Origin of the sequence: Lactonifactor longoviformis, from assembly GCF_042848515.1 — a bacterium.
GTDB classification, from domain to species: Bacteria; Bacillota; Clostridia; order Lachnospirales; family Lachnospiraceae; genus Lactonifactor; species Lactonifactor longoviformis.
Genome location: NZ_AP031453.1, coordinates 2,588,135 through 2,605,622 on the forward strand (window position 1 = coordinate 2,588,135; position 17,488 = coordinate 2,605,622).

Genomic DNA, 17,488 nt, shown 5'->3' on the forward strand with positions numbered 1-17,488 from the left:
TTCCTTTTAAAAAGAACACGTCCCCTTTTCCTGCCACATATGGTTCAGCGGCCCGCTGCCTTTCCCCAGATTTAGATTTGCTTTTAGGGCTCCGGTTATATAATCTTTTGCATTTTGAATGCAGACGGTCAGAGGATATCCGGCGGCCAGATTACAGGCGATGGCAGAAGAGAGCGTACACCCGGTTCCGTGTGTGTTTGGATTCTCAATGCGCACAGTCCGGTACCACGCCGAGGCTTCACGGGTATAGAGAAGATCGTCGGCAGTGTCTGTGAGATGGCCTCCTTTTATGAGAATTCCTCCTGGGACAAAGGAAGAGATTTTTTTAGCAGCCTGCTCCATATCCTGCGTATTTCTGATAGGATATCCGCTCAGTACTTCCGCCTCAGGAATATTGGGAGTAATAACGGTACCTATGGGAAGAAGCTCTGCCATAAGCGCTTTTGCGGCGTCGTTTTTCATAAGGCTGCTTCCGCTTGTGGCAACCATAACAGGATCTACCACAATGTTCTGGGCATTATATTCTTTGAGCTTTTCTACGATAATGCGGATGATCTCAGCATTAGAGACCATTCCTATTTTTACTGCCTCCGGGGGGATGTCCTGGAAGATGCAGTCCAGCTGACGGGCGACAAAATCAGGGGTGGATTCCTGAATTCCGTATACGCCGGTGGTGTTCTGGGCTGTGAGGGCTGTAATAGCGCTCATAGCGTACATGTTATGTGCGGTGATGGTTTTTATATCGGCCTGGATTCCGGCTCCGCCGCTGGAGTCGGAACCGGCTATGGTTAGTACTGTATGCATACTTTATTCCTCCCATTCGTCCCAGGAGTGCAGATATATATCTGAAATTTCCGCGAGCTTTTCCTGGTTTTTTTCTGAGGGATCCAAGATCCCTGCCAAATGAAAACCGGCATTTTTAGCCGTCTGTGCTGCAAAGTATGCATCTTCGAATACCCAGGTATCCTCAGGACTGGTTCCCAGGGTGTCAGCAGCCAAAAAGTATATTTTGCTTTCTCTTTTGCTTGTGCCGGCTTCCGTGCATGTAATGATTTTTTGAAAATACTTAAGGATCCCATTGCGGGCAAAGGCGGCTTCAATCAGTGGCCGGTCTGTTGAAGTTGCGACGCACATAGGAATTCCCATGTGAGAAAAAGAGTTTAAAACTTTGACAACGCCCGGCTTCAGGGGAACGGTATCTCTATAGCCGCAGAAAATAATACGATTGATTCCGCGGATGATTTCTTCGGCGCTTTCCTTAACTCCGTATTTTGCCCTGAAATATTCGGCGGCTTCCGGAAGACTTAAAGTTTCCAATACCGCGTTGAGATCCGCCCTGGGTGTGATTCCTCTGCTGTTAAGATAGGCATTTCCCAGAGCATCCCAAAGATACATAGAATCCAGCAGTGTTCCGTCTGCGTCAAATATAGCCCCCTTTAATTGGTTCTTCATATTCCCACCATTTCCTTAGATAGTTTTAAAAGCTTCCTGCAGGCTTCTTTAATATCCGGCTGTCCGTAGATGCCGGAGATAATAGAAACACCGTCGATGCCGCTTCCTGCCAGTTCCAGAATGTTATTGTGATTAATACCTCCGATTGCTACAACCGGAATAGATACTGCCCCACAGATTTCTTTTAATGTATCACGTGCAATCACATCCGCATCCTTTGTAGAGGTGGCAAATACAGCCCCCACTCCCAGGTAATCAGCCCCCATCCTCTCCGCAGCCAAAGCCTGTTCCACAGTCTGCGCAGACACGCCGATTATTTTATCCGGACCCAGTTTTTCTCTGGCTTTAGAGGCCGCCATATCACTCTGCCCCACGTGGACCCCATCTGCGCTGCATGCAAGTGCAATGTCAACATTGTCATTAATGACAAAGGGGACGCGGTATTTTGAGGCAAGCGCTTTCATTTCTTTCGCCTCCTCCAGAAAATGGGCTTCATCCAAGTCCTTTTCCCGAAGCTGGAGAAAGGTGATGCCGCCCTCCAGAGAGTCTTTCACCTGTTCCATCAAAGTCTGTTTACCTACCCAGGTTCTGTCAGTGATGGCGTATAAAAGCATAGATTCCTTAGTACAGTTCATAATTAGCTCCTCTCTCCAGCTGCTCTCCGGTTAAATGGTAGACTGCGTCGATCAGATAATTGCGGCAGGATGAATTCCCCGCCTGCTGTGCTGCCATCTTATCATAGGCTAATTGTCCGCATAAGCCCATAGCAATGAAGGCAGCCGCGGCAGCTTCCAGGTGATGTTCGGGGTTGGCGGCAAGATAAGCGGCAGTCAGAGAACTGAGCATACAGCCGCATCCTGTAATTTGAGCCATCACAGAATGTCCATTGCGGATGACATAGGCTTTTTTGCTGTCTGATACGATATCTATGGCTCCTGAGACTGCAATGACAGCACCGGTAATTCCGGCGTATTCCTTTGCAAATGCTATCATATCCGGGAGGGTATCTTCTGTTATCGCATCTGCGGCGTCAGCATCCACTCCTTTGGAACTCCCCTTTCCGTTGGCAAGGGTCTTTATCTCTGAAATATTTCCCCGAATGGCAGCAAACTGTATCTCACTTAACAGAGCTGCTGCAGTCTCCATACGATAAGAAGAGGCTCCGGCCCCCACAGGATCCAAAACTACGGGGTGTCCGCATACATTAGACTGTTTTCCGGCAAGAAGCATTGCTTTGATTGAACGGGGGTGCAGGGTTCCCATATTAATATTCAGCCCATCGCAGAGTGTGGCCATCTCCACTGCCTCTTCTTCCCCGTCTGACATCGTAGGGGAAGCTCCGCAGGCCAGAGTAATATTGGCACAGTCATTCGCGGTTACATAGTTGGTAATATTTTGGATCAAAGGTGATTTTTTTCTAACATTTTCAAGCATTTCTCCTAGCATGTTTGTGTCCTCCTGACAAATTGGTATGTAATGACAGATAACAAAATAATAATGAGCATTACCGGAAGTGTGTTGCCTACCGGAGTGTCAATTCTCATAAATATCCGGTAAATAAGAAATCCCACACCCCAAAGGATCAGATTTCTAGCATTGAAGGATTCCCCGGAAAAATCCTGCTTCAGCAGAAAATAGTCGGCAATCATAACAGCAATCATAGGTGCAAATACAGATCCGATGAGATAGAGAAAGTTTTCAAATTGTTCAATAGGAGCAAGAATTGCCAAGCCTGTTCCTATTACACATACAAATACGGCAACCTTTTGGGCATTGAATTTACTGCTGATGCTTGCAGCACTGACACCTGCTGAGTAGGTATCCAGAAACGTAGTGGTTACAGTAGAAGCTATAAAAATGATCAAGCCAGCGGCGCCCAGACCCGCCTTCAGAAAGATTGCGGCAATGTCAGATTCTGCGGTGTAGACAGCGGCGCCCATTCCAATGAGGTACATCCAGCTGCTGGCAATAAAATAAGTCACTGTGCTGGCTAGGGTGGCAGAGCGCGGTTTTTGAGCTGTCCTTGTATAATCAGAGATGACAGGGAGCCAGGACAAAGGCATGGCCACCGACAGTTCTACAGCAGCTCCAAAACTGATACTGCCCTCCGCCAAACCGGGACTCTTTCCTTTAAAGACAATGACACTCATGATAATAGTGAGAAGAAATAAAGCAGACATTACTACCGTATTTATTTTCCCAAGACCGGTGACGCCGATTAGGATCCAGACCAGGATCAGACCTCCAATAATCAGGGACCAGAGCCATTCCATGTCTGCCCCTGTAAGCGAGGCAGAGATACTTCCGGCGGCCCGTGCACCGCCGATAATCATAATTGCGGTCCATCCGGCCAGCTGAATGACATTAAGGACCGAGAATAGAAGAGAACCCTTCTGTCCGAAGGACAGCCTGGCGGTTTCCATTGAACTTTTTCCTGTCTCACCTCCTATCAGGCCTGCAAAATAAAACAGCGCGCACCCGATGAGATGCCCCAGCAATATAGCAGCTATTCCTTTTTTCATCCCCAGGGGCGCCAGAATCGTACCTGTCATAATCTCGGCAATTGAAATGGCAGCTCCAAACCATATAAGACTGCTGCCGAAGACTGATGTTTTCTTTTCTATCACTGTTTCCCTCCTTTTTACAATCCCTGATATTGCAGATGCATCACCTCTTTTCCCGTCTGTTTTAGAGAAATCAAAAAGAGAGACGCCAAAACGTCTCTCCGGATTATTAATTTCATCTCCCTACGCTGGCATTATCCATATCAGGTTAAAGGGTCGAAGTTGAGTACTTCCTCTCAGCCTGCTCACAGGCTCCCCTGACTGTAATATTTTGTTTGAAATTAGAATAGCACTAAATGGGGGAAATGTCAAATAATTGGGAAATTGGAATTTAATGTCGTAAGCTTGAGATTTTCCAGTCGGAAGGTGTGGGGTGGCAGGGGGGGACGGTGAGAGGAATCCCGCGGCAGCGGGCTGGCTGGCCCGGACGGGAGGGAGGCTTAAGTTCCGGGGACACCTCCGTCATGAAGAGAGTCTAAGACAAAACCGAAATCCCCGCCAGAGCACCGTTCGTATGTGCAAAGAATGCTTGATGTGCATTCTCTGCCCATGCTCACTTTTTTTCGGCTCGGACTGCCGAAAAAATCTCCTGCGGGAATCCCGTTTTTGCCTAAGACTCTCTACTCACTCCTGCGGAATCGTCCGCGGAACTTAAGCCTCCCTCCCGCCCAACCCAGCCATCCAACCGCCGCGGGATTCCTCTCACCTGGATATAGGGAAGTTCCAGAGGGTAAATTTATCAGAAGGGGAATGATATCATTCACATAGGATATGACTGTAATGTAGCCAGAAAGTATAGAAGTGATAACGGTAACCGGTTTGGATGTTTATCCAAAACATTGAGCGATCATAAATGATGAATAATATGAAAAGTGTACAACATTCGACCTTCCCCACCCGCTTTCCGTGAATGCGAAGTGAGTCTCTGCCAGGATATAGGAAGGAGCACCGGGGAGCGGAGCCTCGAGCTGACCTGCCCTTATACTCCGGCCCCTGGCCCTGTCTCCCCGGTGCTCCCTCCTATATCCGTCCGTCTGCGATGCGCTCGCCGACTACATAACTCCGAACTCCACATACAAAAAACTATAATTTGTAATATTTCCCATCCCCCCCGCTTAAACTAATAGTAGAAAGCATATCTAGGAGATAACCATGGCCCGGAAGTTAGCAGTTCTTCTTTCAATTCTTACTATTTTTTTCAGTATCTCTCCTGCCCTTGTATTAGCTGAAACTGCTGAGACGGAAAGCGGGGAGCTGATTACAGCACCCCACGCGGTTTTAATGGAGGCGAGTACAGGGACGATTATTTATGAGAAGGATAAGGATACCCAGGTTAGCCCCGCCAGTATTACCAAGATTATGACACTGATTCTCATATTTGACGAATTAGAGAAGGGAACCTTACATATGGAGGATGAGGTTGTTACCAGTGCCCATGCAAAATCAATGGGCGGTTCCCAGGTGTTCTTGGAGGAGGGGGAAAAACAGACGGTGGAAACTATGATAAAGTGTATCGTAGTAGCCTCGGGAAATGACGCCAGTGTTGCTATGGCAGAACACATTGCCGGCAGTGAGAGTGAATTTGTAAAGAGGATGAACGAAAGAGCAAAAGGATTAGGAATGGAAAATACAAATTTTGAAGATTGCTGCGGTCTCACAGAGTCTTCCAATCATTATACAACGGCAAATGATGTGGCTTTGATGTCCAGGGAATTAATTACCAAATATCCGAAGATTTTGGACTATTCCTCTATATGGATGGAAGATATAACACATGTGACTGCCCAGGGGACAAAGGAATTCTGCCTTACGAATACAAATAAACTGGTAAGGGGATATGACGGCTGTGTAGGCCTGAAAACAGGAAGCACAAGCATAGCAAAATACTGTGTGTCGGCTGTGGCAAAACGTGATGGAATTACGCTGATCAGTGTGGTGATGACAGCTCCGGACTATAAAGTTCGTTTTAAGGATGCAGCAGCTATGCTGAATCTGGGCTTTGGCAGCTGCAATATGTACACGGATGAGAATAAGGATGAGTTAAAGCCTGTAACAGTAAAGAAATCTATAGACGGGGAAGCCCAATGTCAATACCAGGGACCATTTCAGTATCTGGATACCAAAGGGCAGTCATTTGATAAGATAGAAAAGAAAATTAAGCTGAAAAAAGAAGTGACGGCTCCGGTAAAAAAGGGAGATAAAGCGGGAACCGCGGAGTATTATCTGGACGGAGAAAAGATAGGATCTGTTGACATTGTATTTAAAACAGATGTGGAAAAATCGAATTATTTTGATTATATCAAAAAATCTGTTCAGGATTGGCTGGTAGCAGAATCGTCATAAAATTTTAAAAAAAGCAGAATATATAAAGAGAAACTTCTCTTTGCATATTCTGCTTTTTGGTTGGAAAAGATTCTCAAAATTGCGCCGGAGGAAAAAGTAGTGTATAGTAAGAGTAAAATTCATGGAAAAGGAATAGAAATTATCAGTGAAGAAGTTTATAACAGCGGAATATGAATTTAGTTCCCCAAAAGTCAAAGAACCGTTGAAGTTTCTTATGATAAGCGACCTGCACAATGTTTGTTTCGGGGAGAACAATGCGGTCCTGGTGAAAAAGATATACCAGGAGAACCCGGACGGTATTCTGATAGGGGGAGATTTGCTTATAGGTAAGCCAGGGGCATCCGTTTTGCCTGCCTTATCCTTTGTGAGACAGGCTGTGGGATGCTGCCCGGTCTACTACGGGCTGGGAAATCATGAGTACAGAATGAAGATTAATCCGGAACAGTATGAACATCAGTATCAGAGATATGAAAGAGAGCTGGAAAAGGCCGGGGTGATTCTCCTGGAAAATCAGCATATCCCTCTGAAAAGCAAAAAAACATCTGTCAATATTTACGGACTGGAACTCCCAATGAAGTATTACGACAGAAAGAGGAGACACGGCCTGTCTCAGCGGGAACTGAAACTGCTGCTGGGCAAACCAGAGGAGAATGCCTATAATATTCTTCTTGCACATAATCCCAGGTTTACAGATGCTTACCTGGATTGGGGAGCAGACCTTACATTGTCCGGACACTACCATGGGGGAATGGTGCGGCTTCCGTTTACGAACGGACTAATCAGCCCGTATATGACGCTGTTTCCCAAGTACTGTCATGGATTATTTACAAAAGAGGGAAAATATGCGGTGGTCAGCGCGGGAATGGGGGAACATACCATTCCCCTCAGAATCTTTAACCCCAGAGAAATGCTTGTAATTATACTGAAGCCGGAAGAGTAGTATGGACTTTTCCCTGTAAATGTTGTAAAATTAGCTTCGAATGTCTGGAAATGAAGGCAGGTGCGGTAAAGACGCCCTGCTGACCGCAGGAAATGAGGGTTAATATGGGAATTCCCGTCAAACTGCAGGTGTTCGAGGGTCCGTTGGATCTTTTGCTTCACCTGATTGAAAAGAATAAAGTGAACATTTACGATATTCCCATTGTGGAAATTACAGAGCAGTATCTTGAGTACATCCGCAGAATGCAGGAAGAGGATTTGAATGTCATGAGCGAATTTATGGTTATGGCAGCTACTCTCATCTCAATAAAATGCAGAATGCTCCTTCCCCGGGAGATAAACGAAGAGGGGGAGGAAGAGGATCCCAGGGATGAACTGGTACAGCAGCTGCTGGAATATAAGATGTATAAATATATGTCTTATGAGCTGAAAGACAGAATGGCAGAAGCTGCACGTTCCATTTATAAAAAGCCAACGATCCCGGAAGAGGTGCTGGAATACAGAGAGCCTGTGGATCCCTCACAGCTTCTCGAAGGAGTTACCTTGGCTCAGCTGAATAAAATATTTAAATCTATCATTCGCCGTCAGGAGGACAAGCTGGATCCCATCCGAAGCAAGTTCGGAAAAATTGAGAGGGAAGAGGTCAGTCTCCCGGATAAAATGGACTATGTGGAGGCATATGCCAGTACCCATAAGAAGTTCAGCTTCCGAAATCTGCTGCAGAAGCAGGCAAGCAAGACACAGATTGTGGTTACCTTTCTGGCTATTCTGGAGCTGATGAAGACCGGGAAGATTTGGATTAGCCAGGAGCGGCTTTTTGATGATATCTATATAGAAACATTGTAAGAAAAGAGGAAGGCAGATGGAGATAAAGCATATAGAGGGTGCCATTGAAGCCCTGCTTTTTGCTGCGGGAGAGGCAGTTGAGATAACAAAAATTGCCAATGCCATTGAACATGATACAGATACCACCAGAAAAATTATCCGGAATATGATGCTTCGTTATGAGGAAGAAAGTCACGGAATTAAAATTATTGAGCTGGAAAATTCCTTTCAGATGTGCACGAAACAGGAATATTATGACTATCTGGTGCGGCTGGCTCTGCAGCCTAAAAAAGCCGTCCTTACGGATGTTATGCTGGAAACCCTGTCGATTATCGCATATAAACAGCCGGTAACAAAGCAGGAAATTGAAAAAATCAGAGGGGTAAAAAGCGATCACGCAGTGAATAAGCTGGTGGAATACCGCCTGGTGAAGGAGCTGGGAAGACTGGACGCACCGGGACGCCCCATTCTGTTTGGTACCACAGAAGAATTTTTGAGGAATTTTGGCGTTCAGGGACTGGACGACCTGCCGATTTTGGATCCGGTGCAGCTGGAAGACTTTAAGGCAGAGGCTGAGGAGGAAGTACAGCTGAAGCTGGATATATAAAAGGAGAAAATTTATGCCAACAACATATACCCATGATTTATTTGGAAAGGAAGTTTTCAAGCGGCTTCCTGATAACCTGAAAGACGTAATAAGAAAATCTAAGAGCTTGTATCTCATAGGCCTGCACGGACCGGACATCTTTTTTTACTATAAACCTTTCAGCAAAAATAAAGTCAACAGGACGGCTATGGAAGTGCATGAGAAAATAGCAGCATCATTTTTTCAGAGAGGGATTAAAAAGGTACAGGAAAAGCCCTCAGATAAAATGATGTCCTATCTCCTGGGCTTTGCCTGTCATTATATTCTGGACAGTGCCTGCCACCCTTATATATGGGAATATCAGAGAATCACAGGGGTGTCACATGCGGAGATTGAGACAGAACTGGACAGAATGTTCATGGAGCAGGAGCAGAAAAATCCATTTACCTACCACCCGGCTGTGTCCATCTGCCCCACCCGGAAGGGAAATGAAATTATCAGTTCCCTGTTTCCGGCCATCCGCCCGGAGGAGGTTTGGGAGTCCCTGAGAGGGATGAAGTTCTATACTGGTATTTTAGTATGCAGAACAGAATGCAAAAGGAAGCTGCTTCTTTTTCTTTTAAAAGTTCTGGGGTGCTATGATTCCATGGAGGGTCAGGTTATGAGGAAGCATAAGAACCCACAGTGTGAAGCATCCAATGAAGAGCTGATTGTCATGTACCAGAAGGCAGTTGATGAGGCCGCGGAAGCTTTGGGGAACCTCTATGAGTGCATGATGGGAAGAGAAGAACTCAGTGAACGCTTTTACCGCAACTTTGAATAGAGTATGGAGAAAGAAAAGGACAATAGCATGGATAAAATGAGCAGGTTGGAAAAGCAGTGGATTTTGTACGATGTAGGAAATTCCGCCTTTGTAATGCTGTGCACCACAATCATTCCTATTTATTTTAAAAATCTTGCTTCTCAGGCTGGAATTTCACTGGCGGATTCTACCGCATATTTAAGCTATGCTCTGTCAGTCTGTACCGTGCTGGTTGCAGTGATGGGACCGGTATTCGGCACCCTGGCGGATACCCGTAATTATAAAAAGCCCTTGTTTGCAGCATTTTTTATACTTGGTGTTATCGGCTGCCTGAGTCTGATGATTCCTAAACAGTGGCTGGCTTTTTTAATTGTTCTTGTAATCGCAAAGGCAAGCTATAATATGAGTCTTATATTTTACGACTCTATGCTGATCGATATCACTTCAGACGAGCGGATGGATGTAGTCTCTTCCCATGGGTATGCCTGGGGATATATCGGCAGCTGTATCCCCTTTGTCGCTTCACTTCTATTGATACTTGGAGCTGATGCAATCGGGATCTCGGGGGTTACGGCCACTATGATCGCATTTGCCATTACAGGCGCCTGGTGGTTTTTTGTAACACTTCCTCTTCTGAAGAATTATCAGCAGACGCATTGGGTTGAGGTATCTGATACCCCTGTGCGGGATAGTTTCGTCAGGCTGGGAAATGTATTGACGCATATCGGCAAAAATAAAAAGGTTTTATTTTTTCTCATTGCATTTTTCTTTTATATTGATGGAGTATATACTATTATCGATCTTGCAACCTCCTATGGAAAAGATGTGGGAATCAGCGATACGCATCTGCTTTTGGCCCTGCTTTTAACACAGGTTGTGGCGTTCCCCTGTTCCATATTGTTTGCGAGGTTTTCCAAGCGGTTTAAAAGCGAGAATCTGATCATGATCGCTATTCTGGGGTATCTGGGGATTGCATTGTTCGCCCTGCAGCTGGATAAGGCATGGGAGTTCTGGTTTCTGGCGGTGTGCGTAGCGGTATTCCAGGGGGCCATTCAGGCACTGTCCCGTTCTTATTTTGCAAAGATAATTCCGAAGGAGAAGTCCAGCGAATATTTTGGGTTTTATGATATTTTTGGCAAGGGGGCAGCTTTTATGGGGACCATGCTTATGGGAATATCCACACAGCTGAGCGGAAGCTCTAAAACAGGGGTATTCATGCTGGCACTGATGTTTGTGGTTGGACTCATTGCATTTCGCAAGACGACAAAAATAGAAGGGTGAGGTGATGGTATGAACCCAGGATGTACCGTATTGCTATACAATATTACAAATCCCGGACGAAAACAGAAAATAAAATTTATCTGTGTCCGTCTGGGGGCTAAAATTATAACAGTGGAACCTGCAGAGTATCTTCAGCCGGTGGGCGCCCTGGCCAAGATTCCGGGTATGGAGAAAGGTGCAGAAGCCTACGAAGGGCCGGGGTTTTCGGAGGAAATGATGCTATTGAAAGGATTCACAGACGGGCAGCTGAACGATCTGCTGCGTGCATTTCGGAGAGAACGACTGGATAAGGTAAATCTGAAGGCTGTGCTGACGGATACGAACAGAGAATGGAATTCTCTGGAGCTGTATGAAGAATTAAAGAGAGAACATGAAAAGATGAGTGGTGATCCCGGTCAGGCTTAAGGCTGGGGACACACTCATTTTTTTAACTTTGTCTGCATATAGTTTTATATAATGCTTTGAGCGAGGAGTCTATGAAGAGACTTTTTTTTGTATGGATTACAATACTTACATTGACGGCAGGAGTGTTTAAAACTGTTCCTGTCTATGCGGAAGGCACAGAAGATACGGTAGAGGAGCCTTCAGGCCTATATGCGGTTTCTGCTGTGCTGATGGACGGAGACTCCGGACGTGTTCTATTTGAAAAGAACGGCTATGAGGCAAAACCAATGGCGAGCACAACAAAGATCATGACCTGTATTGTGGCTCTGGAACAAGGAAATATGGAGGACACAGTAACGGCTTCCGCCTATGCTGCCTCTCAGCCGAAAGTACATCTTGGAGTAAGGGAGGGCCAGCAGTTCCGGCTGGGGGATCTTCTGTATTCCCTGATGCTGGAATCCCACAATGATGCAGCTGTCCTTATTGCAGAGCATATCGGGGGATCTGTGGAAGGATTTGCGGATTTGATGAACCAAAAGGCCCGGGAGCTTGGATGCAGAGATACCTACTTTATCACACCCAATGGCTTGGATGCTTCTAAAACACTGGAGGAGACGGATGCAGAGGGCCAGGTAACCAGTGTGCAGAAGGTACATTCCACAACAGCGGCGGATTTGGCCCGGATTATGAAATACTGCATTACTGAGTCTCCCAAAAAAGAGGAGTTTCTGGAGGTGACCAGAACGGCATCTTACAGCTTCTCGGATCTGGAGGGGAAAAGTTCTTATAGCTGTAACAATCATAATGCATTCCTCTCTATGATGGATGGTGCCTTGTCCGGGAAAACCGGATTTACGGCAAAAGCAGGCTACTGTTATGTAGGAGCGCTTAACCGGGACGGCAAGACATTCATCGTAGCCCTTCTGGCCTGCGGATGGCCGAATAATAAAGGGTATAAATGGAGTGACACGAAGAAGCTGATGACTTACGGACTGGATAATTACTCATATCAAAATGTTCTGGACCAGGATAAAGAGATGCAGGATGTATTTGTAAAAGATGGAATATCCTCTGCGGGGGAAATGTCCCAAAAAGCGTACGTGCCGGTTTCTGTAGATATGGAGGGAGACGAAAGTCTTACTATGCTTCTTCGGAGGGATGAGCAGGTGGACATTATCTATGATATTCCCAAATCATTGACTGCACCTGTGAAAGAGCATCAGACAGTGGGAAGTGTTCAGTATAAGCTGAATGGAGAGGTGATAAAGGAGTATCCTATCGTTGCGTCTAAGTCAGTGGGAGAATTAGATTTCCAGTGGTGCTTTGGGAAGGTGGGGGAGAAATTCCTGCTGGGCTTTTAGGGCGTTGCAAGCTTGTCTGTCCCATTCCAATGTGCTATAGTAGAAAAAAAGTACCAGCAGAAATGACATGGAAAAGAGGAGAGACAGATGAAAAGGATAGGCTTTATAGGAATCGGTGTTATGGGCAAAGGGATGGCGCGCAATTTGATGAAGGCCGGCTATGAGCTTACTGTTTACACCAGAACAAAGGAGAAGGCAGCAGAATTGATCCGGGAGGGGGCCCAGTGGAGGGATACCATTGCGGAGTGTGTCAGGGAGCAGGAGGCAGTGATTACTATGGTGGGATATCCCAAAGATGTGGAAGAGGTTTATTTCTCAGAGGGAGGTATTATTGCCAATGCTGCCAAAGGGACATATCTTATTGACATGACCACCACCAGCCCCAAACTGTCCGTGCGGATCAATAGGGAGGCTGTCAGACGAGGCCTTAAAGCCTTGGATGCACCCGTATCCGGAGGGGACGTTGGCGCTGCAAATGGGACACTCTCCATTATGGCCGGAGGAACCAGAGAGGATTTTGAGGCGTGTGAAGAGCTGTTTCGGGCTATGGGAAAGACCATCCACTATGAGGGAACGGCAGGCAGCGGACAGCATACTAAGATGGCAAATCAGATTGCCTTAGGAGGGGTATTGGCAGGCGTGTGTGAGGCCCTTGCGTATGGAAAGGCGGCAGGCCTTGATCTGCAGGTAATGCTGGACAGCATCAGCCAGGGGGCAGCGGGAAGCTGGCAGATGAGCAACATAGCTCCCAAGATTTTAAGTGACGATTTCCAGCCTGGATTTTTTATGAAGCATTATATTAAGGATATGAAGATTGCAGTAGAAGAGGGGAAGGACAGGGCGGTTTCCATGCCTGTTCTGGAAGAAATTTTGAATATGTATGAGCAGCTGTCGCAAAAAGGAATGGAGGATCTGGGAACGCAGGCTTTGATTCATTATTATGAAAAATAAATCACGGCAAAAGGAGGCTTTACCGGCAAGGGAGAGCCTCCTTTTTATGGGCGGGCGGCTACTCCTGAAATGTCCGGAGGGCCTGAATGGTTCTCTCCATCAGCTCATCAAGGGTCCATCCCAGCATATCGGCACCCTGCTGAATTACTTCTCTGGAGCAGCCGGCTGCAAATTTGGGGGTTTTGAATTTCTTTTTTACGGATTTTACTTCCAAGTCCTGTACACTGTGTGAAGGGCGCATCCTTACAACAGCTCCAATGAGACCTGTAAGTTCATCTGTGGCAAATAATATTTTTTCCATTTCATGCTCAGGTTTGATATCTACGGTGATTCCGTATCCATGGCTTGCGGCGGCACGGATAATTGCGGGATCTATCTTTCGCTCTGCCATAATTTCCTGAGATTTGGTACAGTGTTCCTGAGGGAACTGCTCGAAATCCAGATCGTGAAGAAGACCTACAATGCCCCAGAACTCCTCTTCCTGGGCATACCCCAACTCTCTTGCAAAATACCGCATTACATTTTCTACTATCTGCGCGTGTTCCAGATGGAACTCTTCCTGGTTATATTCGGTCAGAAGATTCCATGCTTCTTCTCGTGTCATGATAATGAATCCCTCCTTTGGTCAATACTTATAATAGGAATATGATATCACAAAGGAAGGGGAAAGACAAATTGACACGGAAGAAAGATAATATTACAATACATGTTAGTTACTGTTAATACACTGCTGTCCCGGACAGCCAGACACCATCCAGGAGGGGAATAGAATGGAGCAGAATAAAAAGATTTCGCCGAAGCAGGCAGCAGCAATTATAATAATCGCGGCGGTTCTGGTTCTGGGAGGAATCCTAGGGTTCTTCCTGTATCAAAACAGTAAAATTGAGACGCCGGAAATGAGACTGAAACAGTATTTTCAGTTTGCCAATGACAAAAAGTATGAAAAAATGTATCAGATGCTCTCAGAAGACAGCCGGAGTACAATTTCTGAGGAAGCATTTATAGAAAAGAATCAGAATTTTTACGGAAGCATGGAGGCAAACCAGATCAAGATTTCTATTGCAGAGGATGACAAATCCAATTCTAAGAGAGAAAGTGCCCGGACACTTTCCTATCAGCTCACCATGAGTACGCTGGCGGGGGAGCTTTCCTTTGAGAACAGCGCTATCTTATCTAAAAATAAGGATAAGATGTATATGCTGAACTGGTCGGTACAGGATCTGCATCCTCATTTGAAAGAAGGAGAAGAGATAAAAGCAGAGACAAGTTATCCCAAACGGGGTAATATATACGACAGAAATGGGGTAATGCTGGCAGGTGAGGGAACCGCATCTTCAGTTGGAATTGTCCCTGGGAAACTACCGGAAGACAGGGAGGGAGCAATTGTTCAGATTGCAGAGTACCTGGATGTCAGCAAAGAGAAGATCGAAACCGCTTTAAGCGCAAACTGGGTGAAAGACGATTTATTTGTACCAATCCGCACTGTGGCCAAGACCGAGGAGGCGCTGAAGGCTCAGCTTCTCACAATTCCAGGCGTCAAGATATCAGATACAACCGTGCGGTATTATCCCTTAGGGCAGTCGGCTGCTCAGGTTGTGGGGTATACGCAGAATATCACAGCGGAGGAACTGGAAGAACATGCCGGTGAAGGCTATACCGCCACCAGCCAGATTGGGAAAGGCGGCATTGAAAAGGTCTGTGAAAAACAGCTTCATGGCACCACAGGGTGTAAAGTATCTATTGTGGACAGTGATGGAAATGAGAAATTTGTAATTGTGGAGCAAAAAGGGGAGGACGGAAAGGACATTACGCTGACAATAGATTCCATCCTTCAGTCGCAGATGTACCGGCAGCTGGCTGAAGATAAAGGCTGGGGTGCTGCAATGAACCCGAAAACCGGGGAAGTATTGGCATTGGTGAGCACGCCGGCTTATAATCCCAATGATTTTGTGATGGGCTATACCAGCAAAGCGTGGGAGGAATTGAATAATGACGCGTCAAAGCCCCTGTACAACCGCTGCCGATCTACCTGGGCGCCTGGGTCTGTATTCAAACCCATCGTGGCGGCTTTGGGTCTGACCCAGGGAGCGCTGACAGCCGGCACAGAGGCAGTGTACGAGGGACTGCAGTGGCAGAAGGACAGCAGCTGGGGAAATTATTACGTTACCACCCTGACGGACTACAGTCCGAAAAATCTGGAAAATGCCCTTATCTACTCTGACAATATTTATTTTGCCCAGGCAGCCCTTGATATGGGAACCGAGAATTTCCAGAAGGGGCTTGATTCTGTGGGATTTAATGAACCCGTTCCATTTACAATGGAGTACAAACCCTCAACGTATGGGGAAGACGGAAAGATACAAAGTGAGACAGAACTGGCTGACAGCGGATACGGACAAGGAAAAATACTAGTCAATCCCCTTCACCTGGCGGTAACGTATTCTGCCTTTGTCAACGACGGAAGTATGATAACTCCTTATCTGATAAAAGAGGAAGGAGAGAAAACGGGCTACTGGAAAGAAAACGTATTTACCAAAGAAGCGGCGGAAACAGTATGGAATGATATGGTTCAGGTGGTCGATCATCCGGACGGGACCGGGCATGAAGCCATGATCGAAGGAAAAACCATAGCAGGCAAAACCGGTACAGCAGAGATCAAGGCTTCCAAGGAAGATACCACCGGTACAGAGCTGGGCTACTTTATGGGGATTCGTGACGGGGATGAGAATTCCTGTCTGCTCATAGGAATGATGGTGGAAGATGTGAAAGACAGGGGAGGCAGCCACTATGTAGTGCCTAAGGTGAGGGAATGTTTTGCAAACTATAAATAAAAAGGGACAGGGCAGTTCTATTTTGGGACACCCTGAGTCTAAAATGGGACGTGTACTTTCTAGAAAGTACACGTCCCATTTTAGACTTAGAAAGGTGCCAGTTCCAGACGAATAAAGTACCCTTTCTCGTGATGGCAGACAGGACATTCCTTCGGAACTTCGGTTCCGTGATAAATGTATCCGCAGTTGAGGCACATCCAGCCTGTTTCTACATCGGATACAAAGAGTTTGTTCTGCTCCATCCATTCGGCAAACTTACCAAAACGATCCCCATGGAATTTTTCGATCTCTGCAATCATATGGAAGGAGGCAGCTACTTTGGGAAATCCCTCTTCCTTTGCTTTATCTCCAAAGTTTTTGTATACATCATCGTGTTCTTCATATTCATTATGCTGTGCGGCTCTAAGAAGCTTTTCTACGCTGCTGTGAATGTCAACCGGATAGGTTCCATCCACGGTTATAGTTTCTCCTGCCAGCTCCTGTAAGTGGTTATAAAATATTTCTGCATGCTCTTTTTCCTGATTGGCGGTAAAGGTGAACACGGCCTCAATGACAGGAAGCTTCTCTTTTTTTGCCTGTGAGGCGGCAAAGGTATAGCGGTTTCTGGCCTGGCTCTCTCCCGCAAAGGCACGCATGAGGTTTTCTTTTGTTTCACTGTTTTTAAAATCAATTGACATGACAATTCATCCTTTCAATATTTATGCTCTATATTTTTACCAAAATTAGAAATTTTACGCATTTTTTGTTATAATGGCTTAAGAATAGAAACTGATGAGGGAGGCGAACGCATGGATCCCCGGGATCAAAAATTTCTGGAGTCGGGACAGGGGAGGATTAAGCTGGATATTGCTTTAGAACGCTACTTTTCAGGGGAGGTTTTTGATGAAGAGCTGAGAAACCGTTATGAAAGGTATCTGAAAAGCAGAATCCGCCCTATGATGGAGCGGCTGATAGAGGAAGAAAATATGGAGCTTTTGACCCGTACGGCAAAATTGGGCTGGCTGCAGACAGAACTGATAGATTCGTTTATTACCATGGCTGCAGACAGGGGAAGGATAGGAGCAATGACTTTTTTGCTCCATTGGAAGGAGCAGAATTCTTCCTTTGAGGATGAGGAATTTCCTTTCTGATGAAAACAGTAAAAGGAGTGCGATAAAACGGAAAAGGTG

At 46.1% G+C, this 17,488-nt stretch carries 18 protein-coding genes and 1 riboswitch; of the genes, 11 read left to right on the top strand and 7 right to left on the bottom strand.

The features are described from left to right. Positions 1-6: 6 nt before the first annotated feature. The 5 genes from thiD to cytX are packed head-to-tail and all read right to left on the bottom strand — an operon-like array spanning position 7 to position 4,079. Positions 7-804: a bifunctional hydroxymethylpyrimidine kinase/phosphomethylpyrimidine kinase gene (gene thiD / locus ACGHCT_RS11910; protein WP_390436051.1), complete on the bottom strand. Its 798-nt coding sequence runs from the start codon at positions 802-804 to the stop codon at positions 7-9. Positions 805-807: 3 nt separating this feature from the next. Next, positions 808-1,452: an HAD family hydrolase gene (locus tag ACGHCT_RS11915; protein WP_390436053.1), complete on the bottom strand. Its 645-nt coding sequence runs from the start codon at positions 1,450-1,452 to the stop codon at positions 808-810. Next, positions 1,449-2,087, bottom strand: a complete 639-nt coding sequence (gene thiE / locus ACGHCT_RS11920) for a thiamine phosphate synthase (protein ID WP_072851786.1) — start codon at positions 2,085-2,087, stop codon at positions 1,449-1,451. The genes ACGHCT_RS11915 and thiE overlap by 4 nt, the downstream gene beginning before the upstream one ends. Next, positions 2,074-2,898 carry a hydroxyethylthiazole kinase gene (gene thiM, locus ACGHCT_RS11925; RefSeq protein WP_390436055.1) on the bottom strand — a complete coding sequence of 275 codons (825 nt, stop codon included), beginning with the start codon at positions 2,896-2,898 and terminating at the stop codon, positions 2,074-2,076. Before thiM ends, thiE begins: the two co-directional genes overlap by 14 nt. Continuing rightward, positions 2,892-4,079, bottom strand: a complete 1,188-nt coding sequence (gene cytX, locus ACGHCT_RS11930) for a putative hydroxymethylpyrimidine transporter CytX (protein WP_390436057.1) — start codon at positions 4,077-4,079, stop codon at positions 2,892-2,894. The genes thiM and cytX overlap by 7 nt, the downstream gene beginning before the upstream one ends. 100 nt (positions 4,080-4,179) lie before the next feature. Next, a riboswitch (TPP riboswitch) is annotated at positions 4,180-4,285 on the bottom strand. An 883-nt stretch (positions 4,286-5,168) separates the two neighbouring features. On the opposite strand from cytX, the gene ACGHCT_RS11935 reads away from it, so the two are divergent. The 9 genes from ACGHCT_RS11935 (at position 5,169) to ACGHCT_RS11975 (ending at position 13,488) form a co-directional block, all read left to right on the top strand. Beyond that, positions 5,169-6,359 (top strand): D-alanyl-D-alanine carboxypeptidase family protein, encoded by a 1,191-nt coding sequence (locus ACGHCT_RS11935; RefSeq protein WP_072854884.1) that lies wholly within the window; start codon positions 5,169-5,171, stop codon positions 6,357-6,359. A gap of 145 nt (positions 6,360-6,504) precedes the next feature. Next, positions 6,505-7,299 (top strand): metallophosphoesterase, encoded by a 795-nt coding sequence (locus tag ACGHCT_RS11940; RefSeq protein ID WP_390436059.1) that lies wholly within the window; start codon positions 6,505-6,507, stop codon positions 7,297-7,299. Positions 7,300-7,403: 104 nt separating this feature from the next. Next, on the top strand, positions 7,404-8,144 hold the full coding sequence (locus tag ACGHCT_RS11945; RefSeq protein ID WP_072854882.1) for a ScpA family protein: 741 nt from the start codon (positions 7,404-7,406) through the stop codon (positions 8,142-8,144). Between the two features lie 16 nt (positions 8,145-8,160). Further along, positions 8,161-8,730, top strand: coding sequence for an SMC-Scp complex subunit ScpB (gene scpB, locus ACGHCT_RS11950; protein WP_072854881.1), 570 nt, complete (start codon positions 8,161-8,163; stop codon positions 8,728-8,730). A gap of 13 nt (positions 8,731-8,743) precedes the next feature. Then, positions 8,744-9,532: a zinc dependent phospholipase C family protein gene (locus ACGHCT_RS11955; RefSeq protein WP_072854880.1), complete on the top strand. Its 789-nt coding sequence runs from the start codon at positions 8,744-8,746 to the stop codon at positions 9,530-9,532. A 36-nt stretch (positions 9,533-9,568) separates the two neighbouring features. Continuing rightward, positions 9,569-10,792, top strand: a complete 1,224-nt coding sequence (locus ACGHCT_RS11960; RefSeq protein WP_390440177.1) for an MFS transporter — start codon at positions 9,569-9,571, stop codon at positions 10,790-10,792. Positions 10,793-10,801: 9 nt separating this feature from the next. Beyond that, positions 10,802-11,197, top strand: a complete 396-nt coding sequence (locus ACGHCT_RS11965; protein ID WP_390436061.1) for a DUF3783 domain-containing protein — start codon at positions 10,802-10,804, stop codon at positions 11,195-11,197. A gap of 71 nt (positions 11,198-11,268) precedes the next feature. Beyond that, positions 11,269-12,537 carry a D-alanyl-D-alanine carboxypeptidase family protein gene (locus ACGHCT_RS11970; RefSeq protein WP_072854877.1) on the top strand — a complete coding sequence of 423 codons (1,269 nt, stop codon included), beginning with the start codon at positions 11,269-11,271 and terminating at the stop codon, positions 12,535-12,537. 87 nt (positions 12,538-12,624) lie between these two features. Further along, positions 12,625-13,488 (top strand): NAD(P)-dependent oxidoreductase, encoded by an 864-nt coding sequence (locus ACGHCT_RS11975; protein WP_390436063.1) that lies wholly within the window; start codon positions 12,625-12,627, stop codon positions 13,486-13,488. Positions 13,489-13,546: 58 nt separating this feature from the next. On the opposite strand, the gene ACGHCT_RS11980 is transcribed toward ACGHCT_RS11975, so the two are convergent. Then, on the bottom strand, positions 13,547-14,092 hold the full coding sequence (locus tag ACGHCT_RS11980) for a hydrolase (protein ID WP_072854875.1): 546 nt from the start codon (positions 14,090-14,092) through the stop codon (positions 13,547-13,549). 166 nt (positions 14,093-14,258) lie between these two features. On the opposite strand from ACGHCT_RS11980, the gene ACGHCT_RS11985 reads away from it, so the two are divergent. After that, entirely contained in the window at positions 14,259-16,319 is a 2,061-nt protein-coding gene (locus ACGHCT_RS11985) for a penicillin-binding transpeptidase domain-containing protein (RefSeq protein WP_390436065.1), read from the top strand. An 86-nt stretch (positions 16,320-16,405) separates the two neighbouring features. Here ACGHCT_RS11985 and rbr read toward each other — a convergent pair whose 3' ends face one another. Continuing rightward, a complete protein-coding gene (gene rbr / locus ACGHCT_RS11990) occupies positions 16,406-16,996 on the bottom strand; it encodes a rubrerythrin (protein WP_072850800.1) in 591 nt (196 codons plus the stop codon). A 111-nt stretch (positions 16,997-17,107) separates the two neighbouring features. Between rbr and ACGHCT_RS11995 the strand changes: the two genes are divergently transcribed. After that, complete coding sequence (locus ACGHCT_RS11995) at positions 17,108-17,449, top strand: hypothetical protein (RefSeq protein ID WP_072850802.1); 342 nt, start codon at positions 17,108-17,110, stop codon at positions 17,447-17,449. Positions 17,450-17,488 lie beyond the last annotated feature (39 nt).